Annotated in this window: 23 protein-coding genes; all 23 read right to left on the minus strand. The window is 47.1% G+C overall.

Annotation, left to right across the window (positions count from 1 at the left end; genetic code table 11):
• Positions 1-23: 23 nt before the first annotated feature.
• Entirely contained in the window at positions 24-686 is a 663-nt protein-coding gene (locus CZ379_RS19195) for a hypothetical protein (protein ID WP_110933091.1), read from the minus strand.
• Positions 686-1,342, minus strand: coding sequence for a hypothetical protein (locus CZ379_RS19200; RefSeq protein ID WP_110933092.1), 657 nt, complete (start codon positions 1,340-1,342; stop codon positions 686-688). The genes CZ379_RS19195 and CZ379_RS19200 overlap by 1 nt, the downstream gene beginning before the upstream one ends.
• Before the next feature lie 47 nt (positions 1,343-1,389).
• The gene (locus CZ379_RS19205) at positions 1,390-1,710 is read right to left on the minus strand and encodes a hypothetical protein (protein WP_110933093.1); all 321 of its coding nucleotides are present in this window, start codon (positions 1,708-1,710) and stop codon (positions 1,390-1,392) included.
• 51 nt (positions 1,711-1,761) lie between these two features.
• A complete protein-coding gene (locus CZ379_RS19210; RefSeq protein WP_110933094.1) occupies positions 1,762-3,174 on the minus strand; it encodes a DUF342 domain-containing protein in 1,413 nt (470 codons plus the stop codon).
• Between the two features lie 49 nt (positions 3,175-3,223).
• On the minus strand, positions 3,224-4,012 hold the full coding sequence (locus tag CZ379_RS19215; protein ID WP_110933095.1) for a FliA/WhiG family RNA polymerase sigma factor: 789 nt from the start codon (positions 4,010-4,012) through the stop codon (positions 3,224-3,226).
• 15 nt (positions 4,013-4,027) lie between these two features.
• Positions 4,028-4,450 (minus strand): hypothetical protein, encoded by a 423-nt coding sequence (locus CZ379_RS19220; protein ID WP_110933096.1) that lies wholly within the window; start codon positions 4,448-4,450, stop codon positions 4,028-4,030.
• Between the two features lie 2 nt (positions 4,451-4,452).
• Entirely contained in the window at positions 4,453-4,950 is a 498-nt protein-coding gene (locus CZ379_RS19225) for a chemotaxis protein CheD (protein ID WP_110934465.1), read from the minus strand.
• On the minus strand, positions 4,943-5,536 hold the full coding sequence (locus CZ379_RS19230) for a chemotaxis protein CheC (RefSeq protein ID WP_407668708.1): 594 nt from the start codon (positions 5,534-5,536) through the stop codon (positions 4,943-4,945). Before CZ379_RS19230 ends, CZ379_RS19225 begins: the two co-directional genes overlap by 8 nt.
• Before the next feature lie 36 nt (positions 5,537-5,572).
• Positions 5,573-6,034 carry a chemotaxis protein CheW gene (locus CZ379_RS19235; RefSeq protein ID WP_110933098.1) on the minus strand — a complete coding sequence of 154 codons (462 nt, stop codon included), beginning with the start codon at positions 6,032-6,034 and terminating at the stop codon, positions 5,573-5,575.
• A gap of 67 nt (positions 6,035-6,101) precedes the next feature.
• A complete protein-coding gene (locus CZ379_RS19240; protein ID WP_110933099.1) occupies positions 6,102-8,189 on the minus strand; it encodes a chemotaxis protein CheA in 2,088 nt (695 codons plus the stop codon).
• 27 nt (positions 8,190-8,216) lie between these two features.
• Entirely contained in the window at positions 8,217-9,668 is a 1,452-nt protein-coding gene (locus tag CZ379_RS19245) for a protein-glutamate methylesterase/protein-glutamine glutaminase (RefSeq protein ID WP_110933100.1), read from the minus strand.
• A 28-nt stretch (positions 9,669-9,696) separates the two neighbouring features.
• The gene (locus tag CZ379_RS19250; protein ID WP_110933101.1) at positions 9,697-10,587 is read right to left on the minus strand and encodes a MinD/ParA family protein; all 891 of its coding nucleotides are present in this window, start codon (positions 10,585-10,587) and stop codon (positions 9,697-9,699) included.
• Positions 10,584-11,972 carry a flagellar biosynthesis GTPase FlhF gene (flhF, locus tag CZ379_RS19255; protein ID WP_110933102.1) on the minus strand — a complete coding sequence of 463 codons (1,389 nt, stop codon included), beginning with the start codon at positions 11,970-11,972 and terminating at the stop codon, positions 10,584-10,586. The genes CZ379_RS19250 and flhF overlap by 4 nt, the downstream gene beginning before the upstream one ends.
• On the minus strand, positions 11,969-14,005 hold the full coding sequence (gene flhA / locus CZ379_RS19260; protein ID WP_110934466.1) for a flagellar biosynthesis protein FlhA: 2,037 nt from the start codon (positions 14,003-14,005) through the stop codon (positions 11,969-11,971). The genes flhF and flhA overlap by 4 nt, the downstream gene beginning before the upstream one ends.
• A 23-nt stretch (positions 14,006-14,028) precedes the next feature.
• Positions 14,029-15,117 carry a flagellar biosynthesis protein FlhB gene (flhB, locus tag CZ379_RS19265; RefSeq protein WP_110933103.1) on the minus strand — a complete coding sequence of 363 codons (1,089 nt, stop codon included), beginning with the start codon at positions 15,115-15,117 and terminating at the stop codon, positions 14,029-14,031.
• 15 nt (positions 15,118-15,132) lie between these two features.
• Entirely contained in the window at positions 15,133-15,921 is a 789-nt protein-coding gene (gene fliR, locus CZ379_RS19270) for a flagellar biosynthetic protein FliR (RefSeq protein ID WP_110933104.1), read from the minus strand.
• A 12-nt stretch (positions 15,922-15,933) separates the two neighbouring features.
• Positions 15,934-16,203 carry a flagellar biosynthesis protein FliQ gene (gene fliQ, locus CZ379_RS19275; RefSeq protein ID WP_110933105.1) on the minus strand — a complete coding sequence of 90 codons (270 nt, stop codon included), beginning with the start codon at positions 16,201-16,203 and terminating at the stop codon, positions 15,934-15,936.
• Positions 16,204-16,282: 79 nt separating this feature from the next.
• Entirely contained in the window at positions 16,283-17,044 is a 762-nt protein-coding gene (fliP, locus tag CZ379_RS19280) for a flagellar type III secretion system pore protein FliP (RefSeq protein WP_110933106.1), read from the minus strand.
• Entirely contained in the window at positions 17,041-17,577 is a 537-nt protein-coding gene (locus CZ379_RS19285) for a flagellar biosynthetic protein FliO (protein WP_110933107.1), read from the minus strand. Before CZ379_RS19285 ends, fliP begins: the two co-directional genes overlap by 4 nt.
• A 10-nt stretch (positions 17,578-17,587) precedes the next feature.
• Positions 17,588-17,953 (minus strand): response regulator, encoded by a 366-nt coding sequence (locus tag CZ379_RS19290; protein WP_110933108.1) that lies wholly within the window; start codon positions 17,951-17,953, stop codon positions 17,588-17,590.
• 27 nt (positions 17,954-17,980) lie between these two features.
• On the minus strand, positions 17,981-19,240 hold the full coding sequence (gene fliY / locus CZ379_RS19295) for a flagellar motor switch phosphatase FliY (RefSeq protein WP_110933109.1): 1,260 nt from the start codon (positions 19,238-19,240) through the stop codon (positions 17,981-17,983).
• Positions 19,230-20,228, minus strand: coding sequence for a flagellar motor switch protein FliM (gene fliM, locus CZ379_RS19300; RefSeq protein WP_110933110.1), 999 nt, complete (start codon positions 20,226-20,228; stop codon positions 19,230-19,232). Before fliM ends, fliY begins: the two co-directional genes overlap by 11 nt.
• Before the next feature lie 41 nt (positions 20,229-20,269).
• Entirely contained in the window at positions 20,270-20,743 is a 474-nt protein-coding gene (locus CZ379_RS19305) for a flagellar basal body-associated FliL family protein (protein WP_110933111.1), read from the minus strand.
• Positions 20,744-20,745: the final 2 nt, after the last annotated feature.

Below are 20,745 nucleotides of genomic sequence, written 5' to 3' on the forward strand. Positions count from 1 at the left end.
CTATAGAAATAAAAGAAACCATCTTATTTCCCAGATGGTTTAGCTGTAATTTTCGTAATAATCGAACTGTATTTTTCCCCGATTTGAAAAGAGTACGTTCCTGTTCTAATCTTTGTATTAATACCGCGCTTTGAAGCTTCCTTAATAAATGCTTCACTGCTCGAGATGATACCCGCCTGCTTCAGGCCGTCAGCTACTGCAGTTAAACTGTCGCCATAAGCGATTTTGTACTTTACCGTTACAGGCTCTGGCTTATTGACCAATGCAGCCTCGGCGCTTTCCGCAGTTTTGGGCGCTGTAGTATCCGGCTGCTTTGGAGCTGTCGGAGCGGCAGCTTCTGATTTGCTGATTGAAGGCTGATCAGAAGCTTTGTCGCCGTCCGATTGCGGCTCCTGCGGGACTGATGGCAATTCCGGAGCTTCAGGCTGCTCTGGCTGGGCCGGTTCCCCTGCTTCAGCCTCTTCCTCTGCCTTCTGCTCCATCTTAGCCTTCCACTCTTCTTCCGTGAAGAGCTGCTCATTTTCTCCGACAACTTTTAAATTCAGTTTTTCGGCGGCCTGCTGAACCTGTTCTACCGTGACGGGTTTATTCTGTTGCCCTTGCCCGATATTCATAATTTGTAACAAAAACGCACCGATAATGAGGCCTGCGCCGAGCCCTAACATGAAGTGGCGGTTTCTAAACATTACGCATCCTCCCTGTTAGCCAATTGCAGAATAAGCTGAACCTCGCCGCGCTGAATGCCGACCGTTTTGGCGATCATATCGATAGATTTGCCTTTAGCGTATAAATCAAACAACTCCGGATACCTGGTGCGCAAGGAATCTGAAGCCTCAGGCTCTCCCGTTTCAGGCCCAGCCATCGATTGCGGACTCTCCGCCGCCAAGCGTTCAGCAGCCCCTGAATCAACTAAAGAAGGGCTGTTCTCGTACAGATGAGGGACGGTCATTTGAGAGGCTGATTCGCTGGACGATAGAGCCGATGAAAGCGCTGAGCTTGATAGAGCAGGCGAAGCCGCAGATGTCTCCAGAGTTCCGAGACGGAACTCAAACTGTCCATTCAACTGCTCCACTTCAAGCAGACGCTGGCGAAGCTCGGTTATTGATTCCTGCTGCGACATTTGCTTCGATGTGAGATCCTGCTTCATTCCCGCGACCAAATCAATCAGTTCCGCGTTTTCTTTCTCGATCTCCGCCATATACTGTTCAAGTATGACTTCCATATCGCTGGCAGCCTCATTTATTGTTCCACTGGAGGTTGTCCGCCCTGGCAGAAAAAATGCATATAGTATAGAGGCAACCCCCAGTATGACAATATAAAGCCATGGTTCTCCTAATGACAATGTTATCCTCACCTTTTGCTGTTCGTAATGATATAAGGGATTTATCGCTAAAGCGACAGATCGATATGCCTCCCTTTAAAAGGATGCTCCGCAGCCTGTTCCCTCTCCCGTTCTTCCTGCTTCTCCTCAGCTTCTGCCTGTCCCTTCTCCTGATCAGCAGCAGCATTTCCTTCCCTTTTAATAGCCTTATTATGAGCGCTTTGCTCCATGGCTTGGCTCTTCTTGCGCTCAAGCTCACTCGCCTTTATATTTTGCCCCGCAAGTATGGTCTGATCAATAAGCGGTCTTTGCTGCTGATCCTGCTGCATGCGCCCTGCTTCACTAGTACGAGGGACTGCGATCTGCAAGTCTACAGATTTCATATTCATGAAAATCACCTCATGACAATATCGGATAATGGTATGTCTTCAAGTGATATTCTAGACGTAAGCCGACATGGAAATGTCCCCTTCGGTATAGTAGAAGGACATTCTCGATATAGGCTCTTTGATATATTTCGTGTATCTGCCTATGACGATTCTAGAGCCGCCGTAGATCATGTTCAAAACATCTACCCGTGCGTTCCCCGTTTCCTCCAAGGCTTTCTCGATGTGCAGCATGCGCTCTTTAATCTCATCGAGCTCCTGCATGTTGGATTTCTTCGTCAAGTTAAGCTTAGAGCGCATCGCCACCTTGTCCGGCGTAAGCTTGCCCATGGAAGCTAATTGATCCAGAAGGGTAAGCGCTTTCTCGGTCTTGTCAAGGTTTGCCATTTGGATCTTCAACTGTTGACGCAATTCCAACAGCTCATTTCGCAGGTCAGGAAGAACTCCAACCTCAATCGATGTAGCTGTCGACATCGGATTACCGATAATTCTAGCCGTAACCCTTTCGCCGGCTTGGATGTTTCCTCCGACAATCAAGCCTTTGGAACCACTGCAAATGACATCCCTCCCAGCGCGTACGTTGGAATGCATAATACTCTGTGTCACAACGACGTCCTCGCCGGCAGAGACATTGCCATCCTGAATGAAGGAGCTCTTTACTTGCTGCCCCGCTTTCACGAGTCCTTTGTTATATCCGATAATACCACCGGAAATTTCGATAGAACCCTCGGCAATAAGCTCTGCACCTTCTACTCCGCCAATGACACGAATATCCCCGGAAGCCGAGACTCGAAAGCCAGTCAGAACATTACCGCGGATGACAACCGTCCCCACAAAATCAATGTTGCCGATGCTGTAATCGACATCCCCATTGATTTCGTAAACTGGAAATACATTCAGCTTGCCTTTTTCGGTACGTGTTACTAGGCCGTCGATAGCCGCATACATTGCTGTTTGCTCCGGATTGAGAACGACGTTCTTGCCTACCTTGAATCGAGCTTCCTTCCCCTCTTTACAAGGTATCGGCTCCCCAGTGACCGCCGTACCGGGCCGGCCTGCTACCGGTGGGATGAGTTCGGCAATAATTTGCCCCTTCCGAACGTTATTCAGGCGAGTAACATCTTTGAAGTCAACCGTGCCATCATCGCTTTGCGCAGGCCGCCGATGCTGATCCTCATCATCCATCGGTACGGCATAGCGGATCGAACCGTCCTTCCCTTGAACCGGTTCGATCCCAATGGCTATTGGTGTTTTACTGAAGAAGTATTCCTTCGGATTAAGGGCAAATCTGCTCACAATATCCTCTTGAACACCGTATTTAACACCTTCACCCCGCAAAAAGAGTTGCAAGACGTCCGGAGTACAAGAAAACTCCTCATCTTTTTTTAAAAATTGCAAGTAGGCTACCGTTTTATCATCATTCATCGTTACACTCAAAATTTGACCAAGATCGTTCATGTATTCCATAAGTCGTTCCTCCTTCCATCAATTACTGCTCATAAGCCAATTGTACTCATTAATCCTCCAACATCAACAAATCTTTCTGCTTCTCCAAGCTTCCGCGAAGTCTGAGTATGGCTTTGGAATGGAGCTGAGAAATACGTGACGGGGAAAGAGACATCACCTCCGCAATTTCACTTAAGGATAAATCTTCGTAGTAGAGAAGGGAAACTACAGTCCGTTCTTTCTCTGTCAGCTTTTCAATCCCTTTGGCTAAAGAATCTTTAAGGAAGAATTCCCTTACTTTATAGTCAGGGTTCTTAGCCTTCTCATCGATCAACAGAGTGAGCCGCGTCTCGGATTCTTCCTCTCGGATCGGATCCTCCAATGAGCACAGCGTCATAACAGCAACTTCTTGCAGCATATTTTGAAATTCCCTTTCACTTACATTCAAATATTCGCTCATTTCTAAATCTGTCACGGAGCGAAGATACTGCTGCTCCAATTGCTGATATCCCTCTTCGATTTTCTTGGCTTTTTCCCGAACGGAACGCGGAACCCAGTCCCCCTGCCTCAAGCCGTCCAATATAGCGCCTCTAACTCTCCACGAGGCATAAGTCTCGAATTGCAACCCTCTTTTATAATCAAACTTCTCTACAGCATCAATTAAGCCCATTACGCCATTACTGGATAAATCATCTTTAGAGACATTTTTGGGAAGGCCTACAGCCAGACGTCCCGAAACATAATCGACAATGTGCAAATGCTTCTCGATAAGCTGCTTCTTGGCCTCAATATCTCCGTATTCTTTCCATTGCTCCCACACATCGGCGTAGTTCAAAGTGGATGTCTTCCGCTCGTCCAATTGCCTTCACCCTCCTTAGTTTTCTGTCAGGTGACGAACAACTTTAGCCAGCTCTTCAGGATCTTTGTCATCAGGTGTCTTAACCAATTTTGGCGGGTTTAACGGTGTAAAATCGTCATTTCCTGTCTGACTTCCCGGTGGCTGCTTTAGCAATTCGTTCAATTCATCCGTTTCATCCGGTGTCGTCAAATCAAGCTGTCCACCCTTACCCTCGTCATCTTGAGGCACGATCAGATCCTCATCCGTTGATGCAGGAGACATCTCTTTCATGAAACCGATCATCCAATTGGCTGCATAAGATAGCCCAAACCAAACTACAAACGCGATGAGCCCCCGAATGAGGCTTGTCATAAACAAGTTGCTGCTAGACGCGACTGCAAAAGTAAGCAAAAATCCAAAGAGTCCAAACAACGTGTAATATCTCATTTTTCCTGGCATGGCTACAATTCCTTTACACCCTTTTGTACGCTACGTATAAATAATATACCCGTTTCGCAATCGAGTTCGATTGTTCTTCCGTAATTGCCTCCCGTATCTTCTGCTAACAGCGGGATGCCCAACTCTGAAAGCTTATCCTTACAAGATTCCACATTTCTCGGGCCAATCCGCAGCGAATCTCCCGTTCCCGCAAAGGTAAACATCTGGGATCCGCCCGCCATTTTGGCCACAATCCGTCTTGGCTCTGCTCCGATGGTCAATAATTGTTCTAGCAAAGCCGGAACAGCAGTATCTGCATACTTCGCAATATTTAATGCACCGTCACGGGCAATGGAGGAGGTTGGAAGCATGACATGGGCAAGACCAGCCACCTTTACGACTGGATCATACAATGTCAGTCCTACACAAGAGCCAAGCCCCGTCGTCCGAATTAGTCCCGATTGCTGGATAATATTGAGATCCGCCATACCGACCTTTACGATTCGCTGCTCCTCAATCATCATTCATCGGTACTCCTAAAGCAGTAAATATTTTGTCGAAGGATTCTGGATCCGGGATGAGGAAAAATTGTCCCTCCACTTCTTGCTGGCCCTCGATGAATGTCGTATCAATTAGCAATGCAGAATCACCCATCTCGCCAAATTGCAGCAGCCCATATCCTAGAATTGCTCCAGCCATGTCCATCGCAAGTGCAGGAACAGTTGGCGTCATGACCAGCGACGTAAAGTCGGCCAGAGAAGATAAATAAGACCCGGCTAATATATTGCCGATTTCCGATAGTGCCGACCACTCCATCTCGGAGAACTCTTCCTCGCTCTCAATTTGTATTCCAGCTAGACGGTGGAGCAGCTTCTTCGCAGCTTCCGGACTGAGAATAAAGAATAGATTCCCAGGAGCCTGTCCTTCAACTCTTAAAAAAACGGCTAAAACAACGCTTTCCGCTCCTCCAACCTTCTCAGCTACTGCCTCGAAAGGCAGCATTTGAACTTTTGGAACAGCCATGTCTATCGGTTTATCGAGAAGTCTGGATAAAGCGGTAGCAGCATTGCCGGCACCTATGTTTCCGACCTCTTTCAACACATCCATTTTAAAGTCTGCAAAGCCTTTAAATAGATCCACCTTTTAACCCTCTAAACTTTCCAATTGAATGATTTCAGAACGGTTCAACACCTCGGACAGGTTCAGCATGACCAGCAGACGCTCCTCGGAAATGCGAGCTACACCGTGTAGATACTTTGCTTTGATTCCACCAACAACATCTGGCGGGGAGTCGATTACATCGCTGTTCAGATCCATAACGTCGTTCGCCGAATCTACGATAAAACCTACTTCCATCTCATTTACCGCGACGATAATGATCCGGGTCTGATCCGTATACTCGGATTCTGGAAGGCCGAAGCGTCCGCGCAAATCGATGACAGGAATAACCACGCCGCGCAAGTTGATGACACCCTTGACAAAAGAGTATGTCTTAGGCACGCGGGTAATCGGCATCATACGCTCAATGGTCTGAACCTTGTCTACCTCAATGCCGTATTCTTCCTCACCCAGTTTAAATACGATGACTTTCATTTCCTCTCCCATGGAACATCCTCCTTAATGGTGGCGGCAAAGACACGTCTGCTCTGCCTGCCGCTTTTGTGTAATGCCTTTACTTAATGAATGCGTTAGGATCTATAATAAGAGCCACTTGTCCATCACCCAAAATTGTCGCTCCGGCAACGCCTTGAACTGGAGGCAAATATTTACCCAAGTTTTTGATGACAATCTCGCTTTGGCCGATGAAATCTTCCACTGTCAGGGCCGCTAAGCGGTCTCCCTTGCGGATAACAACAATTTCCGTTTCCTCTTCAGCATCCTCATCAAAATCAGCAACCTCGAACAGATTGGCTAAGGAAAGCAGCGGAATATGCGCGTCACGGTAAGGCACCATCGTATAGCCATGCACGCTGCGAATTTGCTTTCGTTGAATAATTCCCGTTTCGACGATCGATGAGAGAGGTATCGCATATTTCTCCGAGCCGACTTTGATCAGCATCGCGGAAATAATAGAAAGGGTCAACGGAAGCTGTACTGAGAACTTGGTTCCTTTGCCTAGCGTTGATGTTACGGAAACATCGCCGCTGAGCGATTCGATTTTGGAGCGCACCACATCCAGGCCCACTCCCCTTCCGGAAATGTCTGATATGACATCCGCCGTACTAAAGCCTGCAGCGAACAGCAGCATGAATACCTGCTCGTCCGTCATTGCAGCGGCTTCGCTTTGCGTGACGATCCCGTTCTTGAGCGCTTTGCTGAGAATTTTGTCGCGGTCAATCCCGCCGCCGTCATCCTCGATTTCGATGAACACATGGTTACCACTATGGAATGCACGGAGCTGGACGGTTCCTGTCTCCGGCTTACCTGCCGCGATTCGTTGATCGGTTGGCTCTACACCATGGTCTACCGCATTTCTAAGCAAGTGTACGAGTGGATCCCCGATTTCATCGATGACTGTACGATCCAGCTCGGTTTCTGCGCCAAGGATAACCAGATCAATTTTCTTATCCAGCGATTTGGCCACATCGCGAACCATCCGCGGAAAACGGCTGAATACCGTATCGATCGGAACCATGCGCAGCTTAAGGACTATATTCTGCAGATCACTGCCCACTCGGCTCATATGCTCCACAGTCTCTGTCAGGTCAGTGCTCTTGATCTCATGAGCGAGTTGCTCCAGTCTCGAACGGTCAATCAACAATTCGCTGAGCAAATTCATAAGCACGTCGAGCCGTTCGATATCCACGCGTATGGTTCTGGAAGGCGCAGCTCCTCCACTGGTGCGGGAAGCGCCTTTGGCTTCCTGCGCTGCCGGCTTAGAGACCGGTTCGGCAGAAGCAGTCTTGTCGTCAGCTGGAGTTGGCGCGGCAGCAGCTGGCGCTTCGGCGATTCCAGCAGCTGCTTCCTTCACTCCGGAAGAAAGCTGATTCAGCGTCTCATGATCAAGCGGCATCACATCCGCCGATTCGATCTCAGAAAGATTCACGATCATGCTCTGAAGTTCTGTAGCTTCCTTCTGCGTTATGTAATACAGCGAGAAGCTGCGATCAAATTTCTCTTGCTCGATCTCTTGAACAGAAGGATGCGATTTAACAATTTCCCCGTAGTGCTCAAGCAGATCGAATACTAGATAAGCGCGTGCTGCTTTTAATTGGCAGTCTTGGCGAATGGCAACCTCGATGTACAATACTTTATGGCCTTCCGAAATCGATTGCTCTAGAACGGAATGCTGGAATTCGTCCAGTTGGATACCGTTGTTGATCGCTGCCGAAACCGGCGCTTGTTGCGCAGACGCGCCGCTGTCCGTCCCTCCAGGAACCTCACCGCGAACGATCGCCTGAAGTGAAGCAACGATAGATTGAACATCTGCTTTGCCATCGCCGCCTTGCGTAATATCCTGAACCATCATTTGCAGGGCATCCAGACTTTTGAACAGCGTGTCAAAAATATGATCCTGCATTTTCAACTTATCATTGCGTACCAGATCAAGAACATTCTCCATCTGATGAGTCAGCGAGGATAAATCCTCGAAGCCCATCGTTGCAGCCATCCCTTTCAGGGTATGTGCCGACCGGAAAATGATTTGCACAATTCCGATATCGTCAGGAGCTTTTTCTAGTTCTAGCATATTCTCGTTTAATGATTGCAAATGATCGTTGGACTCATCGATAAACATGGATAAATACTGATTCATGTCCATGGTGAGGCACCTCCTCTAAGAGATTCCTTATTTCACTACTTGTACAAGCTTGGGGCCAATTTCTTGTAACGGTAAAACATGGCTTACACAATTCATTTCAATCGCTGATCGCGGCATGCCGTATACGACGCAAGTCTCTTCGCTTTCGGCAATAGTAGAAGTTACTCCAGCCTCGTACAACTGTTTCATGGCTTTTGCCCCGTCACTGCCCATACCTGTTAAAAGCACAATATGCCTCTTCAGGGATTTTAGCGGCAGCAACGACTCATACAACACCTCCACGGATGGTCGGTGACCGTTCCTCGGCCCCTGACTACTCAGGATTACCTTGTACCCATCTGCACCGTTGATGACACTCATATGAAATCCGCCAGGTGCGATATAGGCTGTACCCGGCAGCAGCCTCATTCCTTCTTCTGCCTCCACCACATGCAATGGACTCAGACTGTTTAACCGCTGAGCAAGTGACTTGGTAAAGTTCGGCGGCATGTGCTGCACGATCACGATAGGCGCCGGAAAGTTGCGAGGTATTTTCTCCAGCACAGCCTTTAATGCTCTAGGCCCGCCCGTTGATGTGCCGATGGCGACAATATCTGTAAAATCCGTTCTGCTGTTTCCTAGGTTCAATTTCCCTTGATTTTGTGGTGGTGCCGTTATTGAAGTACCTGACTCTCCTTCAGAAGATGCATTCGATCTCGCAACACTTTTCTTCGAACCTAGAAGCTTTGCGGCTCCTTGATCCGGGGTTATCGAGCTGCTTCTTCGTTGTTCCAGACTATTAGCTTTAGCCGACTCGAATATTGGCGATTCGACTGCTGATTCCTTATTTGCCGGTTCAACGCTTGTTCTATTTAAAGAATCCAGCTTAGCGCGTCCCATTTTTGCGGACTGGTCACGAATTGGCGCCGGCATCCCTTGATTTATTCCTCGGCTAGTCGCCCCTCGTTCGCGCTTAGGATTACTCGGTGCTTTTCTCAAATCGGCATCCGCTGTCCGCGGCGAATTATCCTTGATCCCCGGCCGCGAAGATTGCGCGACTTCGATCTGTATTGCGGACTCCCTTGCGGCTTTACGCTCTTTCATCAGCATAGCCGTTCGAATCTGTTCATGGAGCTCGCGTCTCACCTGCCCGATGTCATGCGTATTCGTAGATGCGGATGGCTTGCGAATGAAATCGAAGGCGCCAAGCTCCAATGCCATGATCGTCTCCCGCATGCCCTGCTCATTAATTCCAGATAGCATAATGACAGGAAGCGGATGACGTTCCATTATGATTTTCAGAGCATCCAAACCGTTCAGCTCCGGCATTTCCACATCCATTGTGACCAAATCCGGTGATAGTACAGCAATTTGTTCAATGGCCTCGCGCCCATTCCGAGCAGTGCCGATTACTTTGAATGCGGGATCCTGCTCAATTAAGTCTGACACGATCTTCCTCATAAAAGCAGAATCATCAACCACCATAATTCGGTAAGCCATCGTCCCACCCCTGTTCCTTAATACAGAATCATTTTGTGCGTTTTAGCCATCTGTGCATAAATCCTTTGATTCCTGTCAAGGTATCCTTTTGCCCCACCTGTGGAACTTCTAAAAATTTCATAGCCAAACGTTGAATATCACGTGCAGCTGCACAGCTAGGAAATGCGGTTGAAAATGGGATTTGTTTCTTCACCGCCTGCATGACATGAGGATCATCATGGATATGTCCAAGCATTGGAATTTCCATATCGAGAAAACGTTTGGCTACTAGAGACAGCTTATCGGTAACCTGCTGTGCCTCCTGCTGATTCGAAACGCGGTTAATGACTAGCCGAAACGGTACTTCCTGCTCCATGCCGTGAACGACTTTGATTAAAGCGTAAGCATCAGTGATCGATGTCGGTTCAGGCGTTGTTACTACAATGCATTCATCGGCTGCGGTAATAAATTTGACGGTTTCTTTGGACAAGCCTGCACCCGTATCGAAAATGATATAATCCATCTTCTCTGAAATATCTTCGATTTGGGATGTAAAATAGTTCAGATCGGATTCCGATAAAGTAAACAAGTCCGCCATTCCCGATCCGCCTGCAATGAAGGGCAAACCGTTTGACCCAAGCTCGATGATCTCCTCTAGATTTCTCTCGCCTTTTAACAAATGATATAAGTTGTATCTTGCTCGAACGCCCATAAGCACATCGATATTCGCCATGCCGATATCTGCATCAAAGATAAGCACTTTGCGGCCCAGCGTTTTTAGAGCAAGGGCAAAATTCAATGTGAAGTTAGATTTCCCGACCCCGCCCTTGCCGCTGCTTACGGTCAGCACGCGGGCTGAGTGGGCTTTGGATGCCTGCCTATCAGGCGAACCTTCCAGCTTCGAAACAAGTCGTCTAAGAGATTGGGCCTGATCATTCATGTCCGATTAGCTCCTAGGAGCATATTTGTGAACAGATCATTATTCGCAGTCAGCAAATCATCGGGTACATTTTGACCGTTAGTTACATACGATACCTGCAAGGGATACTCATGCAGCAAGTTATAAATAGGTCCTACGCTTTGCGTTTCATCTAGCTTCGTAAATATCACCTTCTGGATGCCGTATTTGCTGAAGTGCTCGGTAATTTTCTTCATATCCCGACTTTTGGAAGTTAAGCTAAGCACTAAATAAGTTTCGCTTTGTTCTGTAGGGCTTAGCAGGCTGTGCAGCTCTGCCACATATAGCTCATTGAGATAATTCCTACCTGCCGTGTCCATCAGAATCAAATCACAATGCTGCAACCGCTGCATAGCTCTCTGCACATCGCCTGGAGATTGGACAACCTCTAGCGGTACATTCAAGATTGAAGCATAGGTGCGCAACTGTTCAATTGCCGAAATGCGATACGTATCCGCCGTTATAAATCCGACCTTTTTGCGGAGGCGAAAAATTTGATCTGCAGCAAGCTTAGCTATAGTTGTCGTTTTACCGACCCCCGTTGGTCCGACAATATAAACCACTTTAGTTCCGTCTTGAATGCCGTTTCCGATGCGGCCCTCCATGAATGACTCCGCGCTCGTTCTTACTGAGGAGATCAGCTCCTCACCGCTCATCGTCTTCTCGCCGTTCTCCCACAGTTTATAGGTGTCGTCAATCCATAGATCGACGAGTTCGTCGTTCACCTCTTGCTCCACGAGCCGCTCTTTCACTTCGTTCAGAGGTTCAGGCAGTTCGGGCAGACCCTCCTGGAAGCGGGCGAGCTTAGACATGAGCATCTTCATCTGCTCTATTTCTATGAACAGTCGATCTTCCCTGGCATGGTTTGTTTGCACTGGCGGGGTGCTAATTTGCTCCTTCTCGCTTACGGCGCTAAGCTTCGCTGAGTCAGCGTTCTGCGTCAACAATGGATTGCGTTCATCTCTCGATAGAGAGAGGTCTTCCTTGGCGGCAGCAAGCACAGCCGCCGACAACCGATTGTCCTCTAAAATTTCCTCTTTCTCCATAGTTATGGAAGGCTGTGAGTTGTTCGTACCCTGCGACATCATCAACGTGGATTTGCGATAAGCCTGCGGTACAGCTTGGGGTGCAATCGACGGAATCGAGGGAGCAGGAACGACGGGCCGAGAAGGTTTCCCTTTCGGCACTATAGACTCCTTGCTTTCAGATGCAGCAATGACCTCAATCTTTTTCTTATGAAACATGCCTAGAAATCCGCCGATTTTTAGCTCCTTTGTGCTTAGAATAACGGCATCTTTTCCAAGTTCATCGCGAATTTTCTGCATCGCATCAGGCATTGTGTCGACGATATACCGTTTTACTCTCATAAGTTCACCACTCCGACACTCTGAATTTCGACATTCGGCTCTAGCTCACTATAGGACAGTACAGGGATGTCTTGCATCGTCCGCTCGATCACCTGTCGTAAATACATGCGGATCGTCGGTGACGTCAGGACAATCGGCTGCTGTCCGGATTGAATCAGCCGGTTGATTTGCTCCGTCAGTTTCTGGTAGACCGTTTGAGTAGAGGCTGGATCAAGGGCTAAGTAACTGCCCTGGTCGGTCTGCTGTACACTCTCGGCAATTTTCTTCTCGAGCGTAGGACCTACTGTAATGACCCTCATCGTCTCGCCTTGCTGCGTGTATTGCTGCGTAATTTGTCTGGACAACGCCTGCCGTACATATTCGGTCAATACGTCAGGATCCTTCGTATACGTACCGTAATCGGCGAGCGTCTCAAAAATGGTCACCATATCGCGAATGGATATTTTCTCACGCAGCAACTTGGCCAACACTTTCTGCACATCTCCGATAGAAAGGACGGAAGGGATAAGCTCATCGACAAGAACGGCGTAATTGTCTCTAAGATTATCGACAAGCGTCTTCGTCTCTTGTCTGCCCAGAAGCTCATGGGCATGCTTCTTGATCATTTCAGTAAGATGAGTAGCAACAACGGATGGCGGATCTACTACGGTATAGCCTGATAACTCCGCCCGGTCTTTGGTTGATTCATCAATCCAAAGCGCCGGTAATCCAAAGGCAGGCTCCTGGGTCTCTATACCCGTAATCGAATCATCATCCATCCCAGGACTCATTGCCAAATAGTGATTAAGTAGTAATTCACCACCGCCAACGATATTTCCTTTAATTTTGATCACATATTCATTCGGTTTTAGTTGAATATTGTCGCGAATACGAATAACGGGTACTACAAGCCCCATTTCCAGGGCACATTGCCGTCGAATCATAATGATTCTGTCTAGTAAATCCCCACCTTGTCCGGTATCCGCAAGCGGGATCAAGCCATATCCGAATTCAAATTCAATAGGGTCGACCTGCAGCAGATTGATAACACTTTCTGGACTGCGAACCTCTTCGATTTGCTGCTCCTCCTCTTCCTGCTCCTGTTCGATTTGACGGCGATCCAGATTTTTCTGCATCCTGTAGGCCGCAAAGATTAACATTCCAGCAAAGGGCAACGTCGTAATTGGCCCGATAGGTGTGAATAGTCCCAATAGGGCTATGGTTCCAGCAACAATATATACCAGCTTAGGATAAGAGAATAGCTGACCTGTAATATCCTCGGCCAAATTCCCTTCCGACGAAGCCCGGGTAACGATAAGACCCGCTGCCGTCGAAATTAAAAGGGCTGGAATCTGGCTGACAAGCCCGTCCCCAATCGTAAGCAATGAATAAGTAGAAAGCGCCTCTTGGAATGGCATGCCATGAATCGACATTCCAATAATAAAGCCGCCGATTAGGTTGATGAGGAGAATAATAATACTAGCAATGGCGTCACCTTTGACGAACTTGCTCGCCCCGTCCATAGCTCCATAGAAATCCGACTCTCTTTCGATCTTGCGCCGGCGATCCCTAGCCTGCTGTTCGTTAATCAAACCGGCATTCAAATCAGCATCGATACTCATTTGCTTACCAGGCATCGCATCCAAGGTGAAGCGTGCCGCGACTTCCGCTACGCGCTCTGAGCCCTTCGTAATAACGATAAATTGAACGACAACTAGAATAAGGAATACGATAAATCCGACAACTGGCTGGCCCTGAGATACCCAAGTTCCAAATGTCGCAACGACGTCCCCAGCTTCCGCCTGCCCTAGAATCAGCTTCGTTGTCGATACGTTCAACGCTAGCCGGAACAAGGTGGTTATGAGGAGCATTGCCGGGAAGATGGAGAACTGCAATGCTTCCTTCGTATTCATTGCAACAAGCAGGATCATAAGCGCGATGGATATATTGATAATGAGAAGAATATCCAGCAGCCAAGTCGGGATCGGAAGAATCATTAATAGAACGATGCCGATAATTCCTATAAGTACAAGTAAATCTTTAGCCTTCTTCATGGCTCCGCCTCCGATCCCGTCCATTATTTACTCTTACCTTTCATTCTATATACGTAAGCCAGCACTTCGGCTACGGCTTGAAACAAATCTGCAGGAATCGAATCCCCGATTTCCGCTCTTTGGAACAATGCACGCGCCAGCGGCTTGTTTTCCATAATAATAACGCCGTGTTCCTTAGCGATTTCTCGAATACGGAGAGCGACGTAATCCTGACCCTTGGCAACGACTTGTGGGGCCTCCATTTCTGAGCCCTCATATTTCAGGGCAACGGCAAAATGGGTCGGGTTTGTAATGATAACATCCGCTTTAGGTACTTCCTGCATCATACGCTGCAGCGCCATACGGCGCTGTCTTTCACGTATTTTACCTTTGATCAGCGGATCGCCTTCCATTTTCTTGTACTCGTCCTTGATGTCCTGTTTCGACATTCTTAAATTTTTCTCGTGATCATACTTTTGATACAAATAATCGAGAACCGACAGTACAAACAACGCTGCACCAATCTTTAATCCCAAGTTCATCGTTAGTTTCGATGTAAAATAAAATGCGTCCTCAATCGTAACATGTCCTAAGGAAGCTATATTGCCTCGTTCCCCCCAAATCGTCGAATAAACCAAGTAACCAATGATTGTTAATTTGAGCAGGGATTTCAGAAACTCAACTAACGAACGCATGGAGAAAATTCTTTTGAAACCTTCAATAGGATTCAGTTTTTTAATTTGCATTTTTAACGGTTCACCCGTTAGAAGAAAGCCAACCTGTGCGTAGTTCGCTACGGCGGCCATGACGACGATAACAAGAAGTACGGGAGCCAATAACAACAAAATCTGAACCGCATAGTCTCCAAACATCGTCATCACATTTTCCTGTGTAACGTCCATGTTCAACCGGTGAAAATACACGTCAGAAAAAAGTGCAATCAGTCGTTCCTTCATATATCCCCCGAACATTAACAGGCTTAAAAATGCGGATAGCAACACGACTGAGCCTGATAAGTCCTGACTTTTGGCAACTTGGCCTTTCTTCCGGGCGTCCTGCCGTTTCTTAGGCGTGGCCTTCTCTGTTTTCTCACCGGCAAACAACTGCAGATCCAGCGCATACCGGAACGACATAACGATCCCCCTATCTTACTTCGGCCTTTCCCCGATCGTACCGAACAAATTATGCAGCGATTTGAACAACACATGAAACAAATTCTCAAACGCATAAATAAAGCTGGGAACTAGCAAAAGCAGCATCGCTAATCCAACCAAAATTTTGAGCGGTATCCCGATCACAAAGACGTTGAATTGGGGAGCCGTTCGAGCCAAAAAACCAAGCGCCACATCGGTTATAAACAAAGCAACAACCAGAGGTGCTGCTAGTTGGAATGATAGCAGGAACGCTTGACTAAATGTTCTAGCCAGAAATTCGGCAATATTTCCATGATATATTCTCTGGAACAATTCATTGGACAACGGCATCCAGTTATAACTGCGGATGACCGCATCCAGTAGATAGTAATGACCATTCATCGATAGGAATAGTAAGGTAGCAATAATATACTTGAAATTACCAAGCACCGGTGCTGATGCACCAGTCATGGGATCGATGACGTTAACGATCCCAAACCCCATCTGAATGTCGATAAAGGATCCTGCCATCTGAATAACCGTAAATAATAGGAGCGCGACATATCCCATCAGCAATCCGATCAGCAATTCGCGAATAACGTATAGAAGATAGCTGAGATCTGTCGGAAGAGCATGATTGACACCTTGAATGATTACAATCAATAAAGCAATCGCAGCCGACAAGCCGATCTTGAATGTGTTAGGAACACCGCGTGATGAAAATATCGGTGCAACTACAAAAAACGCAGTCATTCGACAAAAAATGAGTAAAAAAACTGAAATTCCTTGCAACAAAGTCTCCATAATCTTTTACGCCTAACCGATATAATTAGAAAGATTGTTTAAAATGCCGTAGGTAAAATCAACCATAGTCGTCAAAATCCAGGGCCCAAATAGCAGCAGGGCAAGTAAGACGGCGATTATTTTAGGAACGAATGCAAGCGTCTGTTCCTGGATTTGAGTCGTCGCCTGGAATATACTCACTATTAGCCCGACCGACAAGCCAATGACTAACATCGGCGCACTCACCTTTAGAACGGTATAAACCGCCTGTCCGGCCAACCCGACTATAAAATCCGTATTCATCCGTCTTCCCCCTATATTTGATGTCATCTATTCCTTGTTATGGGCCGGAATTCGGGACGCTAGCTTCGCCGCATTCCGGCTAAGGACTAAAGCTTACTAGCAACGATTTCACGACAAGATACCAACCGTCGACTAGAACGAATAGCAAGATTTTGAACGGAAGTGATATCATCACCGGTGGCAGCATCATCATCCCCATCGCCATCAACACACTTGCTACGACGATATCTATAATGAGAAATGGGATAAATATCATGAAGCCCATTTGAAATGCCGTTTTAAGCTCGCTAATTGCAAACGCAGGCACCAAGACGGAAATCGGCAAATCCTCGTAACTGGCAGGTTTCTCAGTTTTGGTATAACTCATAAATAACTGCAGATCCTTGGGACGAGTGTGCGTGTACATAAACTTCTTCATGGGCACAGCCGCTTTATCTAGAGCTTCTGTCTGCGTCAGCTCGCCTTTAATATAAGGCTGTAAAGCTACTTCATTTATCGTAGACAACGTTGGACTCATCACGAACAGAGTTAGAAACAGCGCTAGGCCAACTAGGACTTGATTGGGGGGCATTTGTTGCGTCCCCAAGGAGTTCCGCACAAATCCAAGTACAATGACAATTCTCGTAAAGCTCGTCATAAGGACAAGAATCGCCGGCGCGATACTCAGTACCGTAATGAGCAAAATGAGAGATAGCGAGCTCGTCCCCGGCTGCCCATCTGAATTCCCAATTTGAATTCCGATATCCGGTATCGGATTCACTGGCGCGGCCGAAGCGGCCGACACAGTCAGCGCACTCCATAACGCAAGCAATAATCCTACAATAAAGACCTTTTTCTTCATGAATTCCTCAACCGATCTGTAGATTGTTCTTCCTTGTCCTGAAGGAGCTCCTCCACTTGCTGTTTCCGGGTAGGCATCTTTCTTAGCTGCGACTGAAACACTTCGTGGAATGTCGTCTCGTCTAGCTCCTCCTCCTCTGGAGAAGGTTTGCGAAAACGAGAAACAAAGTTGCCTATGACGGAAGCCAGGCCTGGAAACTCAGCCGCCTCTTCCGCAAATGCCTGATGCAATAACGCCAGTTGTTCCGGATCGCTTATTTTATCCACTAAGGAAATGTCTTCGCCGACTCCGACAAGGTAGACATTCCCTCCGATTTCAATAACTTGCAAAGATTTATTTGGCCCCAGACCGACGGCCCCCAGCGTGCGGATCGATCGGCTTTGGGACAAATAACGGTTTCTTTTACCAAGGAAACGAATTAATAACACGATTAAAACAATGATGATCGCCAGCACAACGATAACCGTTAGCAGGTTACCCCAAATACTAATTTCGCTGCCAATCTGCTGGTAATCCGGCTGATTCGAGTTCATCACTGATGTCCTACAAGCCTAACGTCTTATTGATTGCTTCAATAACCCGGTCGGATTGAAACGGTTTAACGATGAAGTCCTTGGCACCGGCTTGAATCGCATCGATGACCATAGCCTGTTGGCCCATAGCCGAGCACATAATGACCTTCGCGTTTGGATCTAGTTGTTTGATTTCTTTAAGCGCGGCAATGCCGTCCATTTCAGGCATCGTGATGTCCATGGTAACGAGGTCTGGATGCAGTTCCTTAAATTTCTCGACAGCTTGTGCGCCGTCTTGTGCTTCTCCTACAACCTCGAATCCGTTTTTCGTTAAAATGTCGCGGATCATCATTCTCATAAAAGCAGCATCGTCTACGATTAGAATTCGGTTTGCCATTGATTTAAAATCCTCCCTAAACTTCTACTATTGTAATTTTTGAATCCGGTCCCATTGACTGACAATATCTGTCACGCGAACTCCAAAGTTTTCATCAATGACGACAACTTCGCCCTTGGCGATCAACTTGTTGTTCACTAGAATATCTACTGGCTCACCGGCTAGCTTGTCCAACTCGATAATCGAGCCCTGAGACAATTCCAGGATATCCTTAATTTGCTTCTGGGTCCTTCCTAATTCTACGGTGACTTTAAGGGGAATGTCCATCAGTAAATTTAGATTATTATCATCCGCTTGACCGTAGGCAGAAGCTCCAAAATTTGCGAATTGCACCGGCTGCACATTTAAATTGCGCCCTTGCATTCCTCCATAGTGCTGCGGCTCACTGTACGGACGGCCTTGTGGTGGCGGATAATAGCCCTGCTCCTGCATCGGAGGCATCATCGGCGCCTGTCCGGCGGCCGGCATCTGCGGTTCTGCATATGCAGGCATCTCATCATAGGATGGAGGTGAAGCCGCTGGTGTAGGAGCAGGCGTTGGGGTCGGTGCCGCTGCAGGCGTTGGGGCTGGTGCAGAAGCAACTGCGCTCTCCATGGAAGATGACTCTGAAACCGCTCCGTTGATTAGGCTGTCTACCATCTCTTTCGAGAACTGTACCGTAAGAAGCTGCATGATCGTCGAATCAATCAAATCTCCGATAGTAAGTCTAAATGAAATTTTAATGAGTGTCTCATCGGGGGGCAGACTCCCCACCCCGGTTCCATTCGACATATTCAGAATATCGATTCCCGGCGGTGAAATATTCACGAACCGGTTAAATATTGTCGACATCGATGTCGCGGAGGAACCCATCATTTGATTCATCGCTTCTTGAACGGCACTGATATGAATATCATTCAATTCTTCCTCAGCCGGATTACCTTCTCCACCCAGCATAAGATCTGCGATAACCTGGGCGTCTCTGGTCTTAATGATCAGCGAATTGATACCTTCAAATCCATCTACGTATTGCACATGAATGGCTACATGCGGCTTCGGAAACTCCGTCTCGAATTGAGATCGCGTAATAATAGAAACCTTCGGGGTTGTAATATCTACTTTTTTATTCAACAAAGTAGATAGAGCCGTGGCAGCACTGCCAAACGTAATATTGCCGATTTCACCCAATGCATCCTGCTCCAGCGGTGTCAAGTAATCATCAACCGTTGGTTCAGAAGGTGTATCGCTATTCGCCTGCTTAAGCAAAGCGTCAATTTCCTCTTGGGATAAGTAATCTTTACTCGTCAAGTTCCTCAACTCCTTCGCTGACAATTTCATCAATTTGGACGGCTACTCGGTCTTTGATCGTACCCGGACTGCCGATAAATTTCAATCTATCGCCGATTCTTATAGCGAGTCCATCATGTACAGGTTTATTCAAGGAAATGACATCCCCGACTGATAATCCTAAGAACTCTTGAATCGTAATCTGTGACTCACCAAGCTCAGCAATGATCGGCAGTTTAGCTTTGTTCACGCGATTTCGAAGCGCATTAACCTCTTCGGGAGCGCGTGATTTCTTCTGGGATACGAACCAGTGATGAACCGAGAGCTTCGGCATGATCGGCTCGATAACAACATGCGGAATACATAGGTTGATCATCCCTGTAGTATCACCGATTTTAGTACTCAGCGAAATGAGCGCAATCGTCTCGTTGGGCGAAACGATCTGCATAAACTGGGGATTCGTCTCCAACCCTTCCATTCGCGGACTAATGTCAATGACAGTCTTCCAAGCTTCCTGAAGACTATCAAAGGCTCGGCTAAAAATACGTTCCATAATGATGGTCTCAATTTCAGTAAGAGACCCGATTTTGGAAGGAGCAATCCCGATCCCGCCAAGCAGTCTGTCCAACATGGCGAATGCGACGTTTGGGTGAACTTCGAGCACCATTCTTCCTTCCAATGGCTCTGCTTCAAAAATGTTAAGTATCGTCATCTTCGGTATAGACCGTATAAATTCATCGTAAGGCAGCTGCTCAACTTGAACTACGTTGATCTGAACAAATGTACGAAGCTGCGCTGAGAAATACGTGGTAAGAAACCTCGCGAAATTCTCGTGAATTCGAGTTAGACTGCGGATATGATCCTTGGAAAATCTCACCGCTCTTTTGAAATCATAAGCCCGGATTTTCTTCTGCGTTTCTTCCTTTTTCAGTTCCTCTGCATCCATTTCACCGGAAGACAACGCGGCGAGCAAAGCATCGATTTCGTTCTGCGATAACACATCTACCAAACATCTCACCCCCTTCAAGGATCTAATCTATCGATATCGCCCTAAATTGTTGTCATTATGAATTCTGTAATATCGATTTGAATCAATTTCCCTTCAGGTAGCGATGTATTGATCAAATTCAATAATTTCGTGCTTAAGTTATCTTTACCCTTTGCACCGATCAAATCCTCTGGTTTCGTATCGGCAAGCGTCTTAATAATGATTGGCTTAATTTTGAATTCTTTAATCTTGTCAAAAGATTCTTTGGACATTTCCCGATCCAATTGGAATGCAAAGTTCATGACTACTACATAGTTCGGATCCGATAAATTCGTTTTGATTCCATCGATTGCCGAGGTGACTTTCACTAATTCATCCGCTGATAAATTTGCAGGCTGGCCTACATTTTGTACGGCTTGGTTTACCTCATTGCCTGGGGAAGGCTTAGTAAATTGATTCACCAGCAGGAAAGCTGCCATTACGATTAATGTAATTGCGAGTAACATCGTAATGAGCCAAGGCGCCATTTTCTTCATGA

Source organism: Paenibacillus bouchesdurhonensis (assembly GCF_900155685.1).
GTDB lineage: Bacteria > Bacillota > Bacilli > Paenibacillales > Paenibacillaceae > Fontibacillus > Fontibacillus bouchesdurhonensis.

Bases quoted from the DNA above. Each gene is read 5' to 3' on its own strand.
- fliR (WP_110933104.1), bottom strand. From the start codon at position 15,921: ATGGAGACTTTGTTGCAAGGAATTTCAGTTTTTTTACTCATTTTTTGT.
- CZ379_RS19235 (WP_110933098.1), bottom strand. From the start codon at position 6,034: ATGGGAGAGGAAATGAAAGTCATCGTATTTAAACTGGGTGAGGAAGAA.
- CZ379_RS19305 (WP_110933111.1), bottom strand. From the start codon at position 20,743: ATGAAGAAAATGGCGCCTTGGCTCATTACGATGTTACTCGCAATTACA.
- CZ379_RS19290 (WP_110933108.1), bottom strand. From the start codon at position 17,953: ATGGCAAACCGAATTCTAATCGTAGACGATGCTGCTTTTATGAGAATG.
- CZ379_RS19250 (WP_110933101.1), bottom strand. From the start codon at position 10,587: ATGAATGATCAGGCCCAATCTCTTAGACGACTTGTTTCGAAGCTGGAA.
- CZ379_RS19205 (WP_110933093.1), bottom strand. From the start codon at position 1,710: ATGAATATGAAATCTGTAGACTTGCAGATCGCAGTCCCTCGTACTAGT.
- CZ379_RS19220 (WP_110933096.1), bottom strand. From the start codon at position 4,450: ATGCCAGGAAAAATGAGATATTACACGTTGTTTGGACTCTTTGGATTT.
- CZ379_RS19245 (WP_110933100.1), bottom strand. From the start codon at position 9,668: ATGGCTTACCGAATTATGGTGGTTGATGATTCTGCTTTTATGAGGAAG.
- flhA (WP_110934466.1), bottom strand. From the start codon at position 14,005: ATGAAGAAGGCTAAAGATTTACTTGTACTTATAGGAATTATCGGCATC.
- CZ379_RS19230 (WP_407668708.1), bottom strand. From the start codon at position 5,536: ATGGATGTGTTGAAAGAGGTCGGAAACATAGGTGCCGGCAATGCTGCT.
- CZ379_RS19240 (WP_110933099.1), bottom strand. From the start codon at position 8,189: ATGGACATGAATCAGTATTTATCCATGTTTATCGATGAGTCCAACGAT.
- flhB (WP_110933103.1), bottom strand. From the start codon at position 15,117: ATGTCGTTCCGGTATGCGCTGGATCTGCAGTTGTTTGCCGGTGAGAAA.
- flhF (WP_110933102.1), bottom strand. From the start codon at position 11,972: ATGAGAGTAAAACGGTATATCGTCGACACAATGCCTGATGCGATGCAG.
- fliQ (WP_110933105.1), bottom strand. From the start codon at position 16,203: ATGAATACGGATTTTATAGTCGGGTTGGCCGGACAGGCGGTTTATACC.
- fliP (WP_110933106.1), bottom strand. From the start codon at position 17,044: ATGAAGAAAAAGGTCTTTATTGTAGGATTATTGCTTGCGTTATGGAGT.
- CZ379_RS19225 (WP_110934465.1), bottom strand. From the start codon at position 4,950: ATGATTGAGGAGCAGCGAATCGTAAAGGTCGGTATGGCGGATCTCAAT.
- CZ379_RS19195 (WP_110933091.1), bottom strand. From the start codon at position 686: ATGTTTAGAAACCGCCACTTCATGTTAGGGCTCGGCGCAGGCCTCATT.
- CZ379_RS19285 (WP_110933107.1), bottom strand. From the start codon at position 17,577: ATGAACTCGAATCAGCCGGATTACCAGCAGATTGGCAGCGAAATTAGT.
- CZ379_RS19210 (WP_110933094.1), bottom strand. From the start codon at position 3,174: ATGGAATACATGAACGATCTTGGTCAAATTTTGAGTGTAACGATGAAT.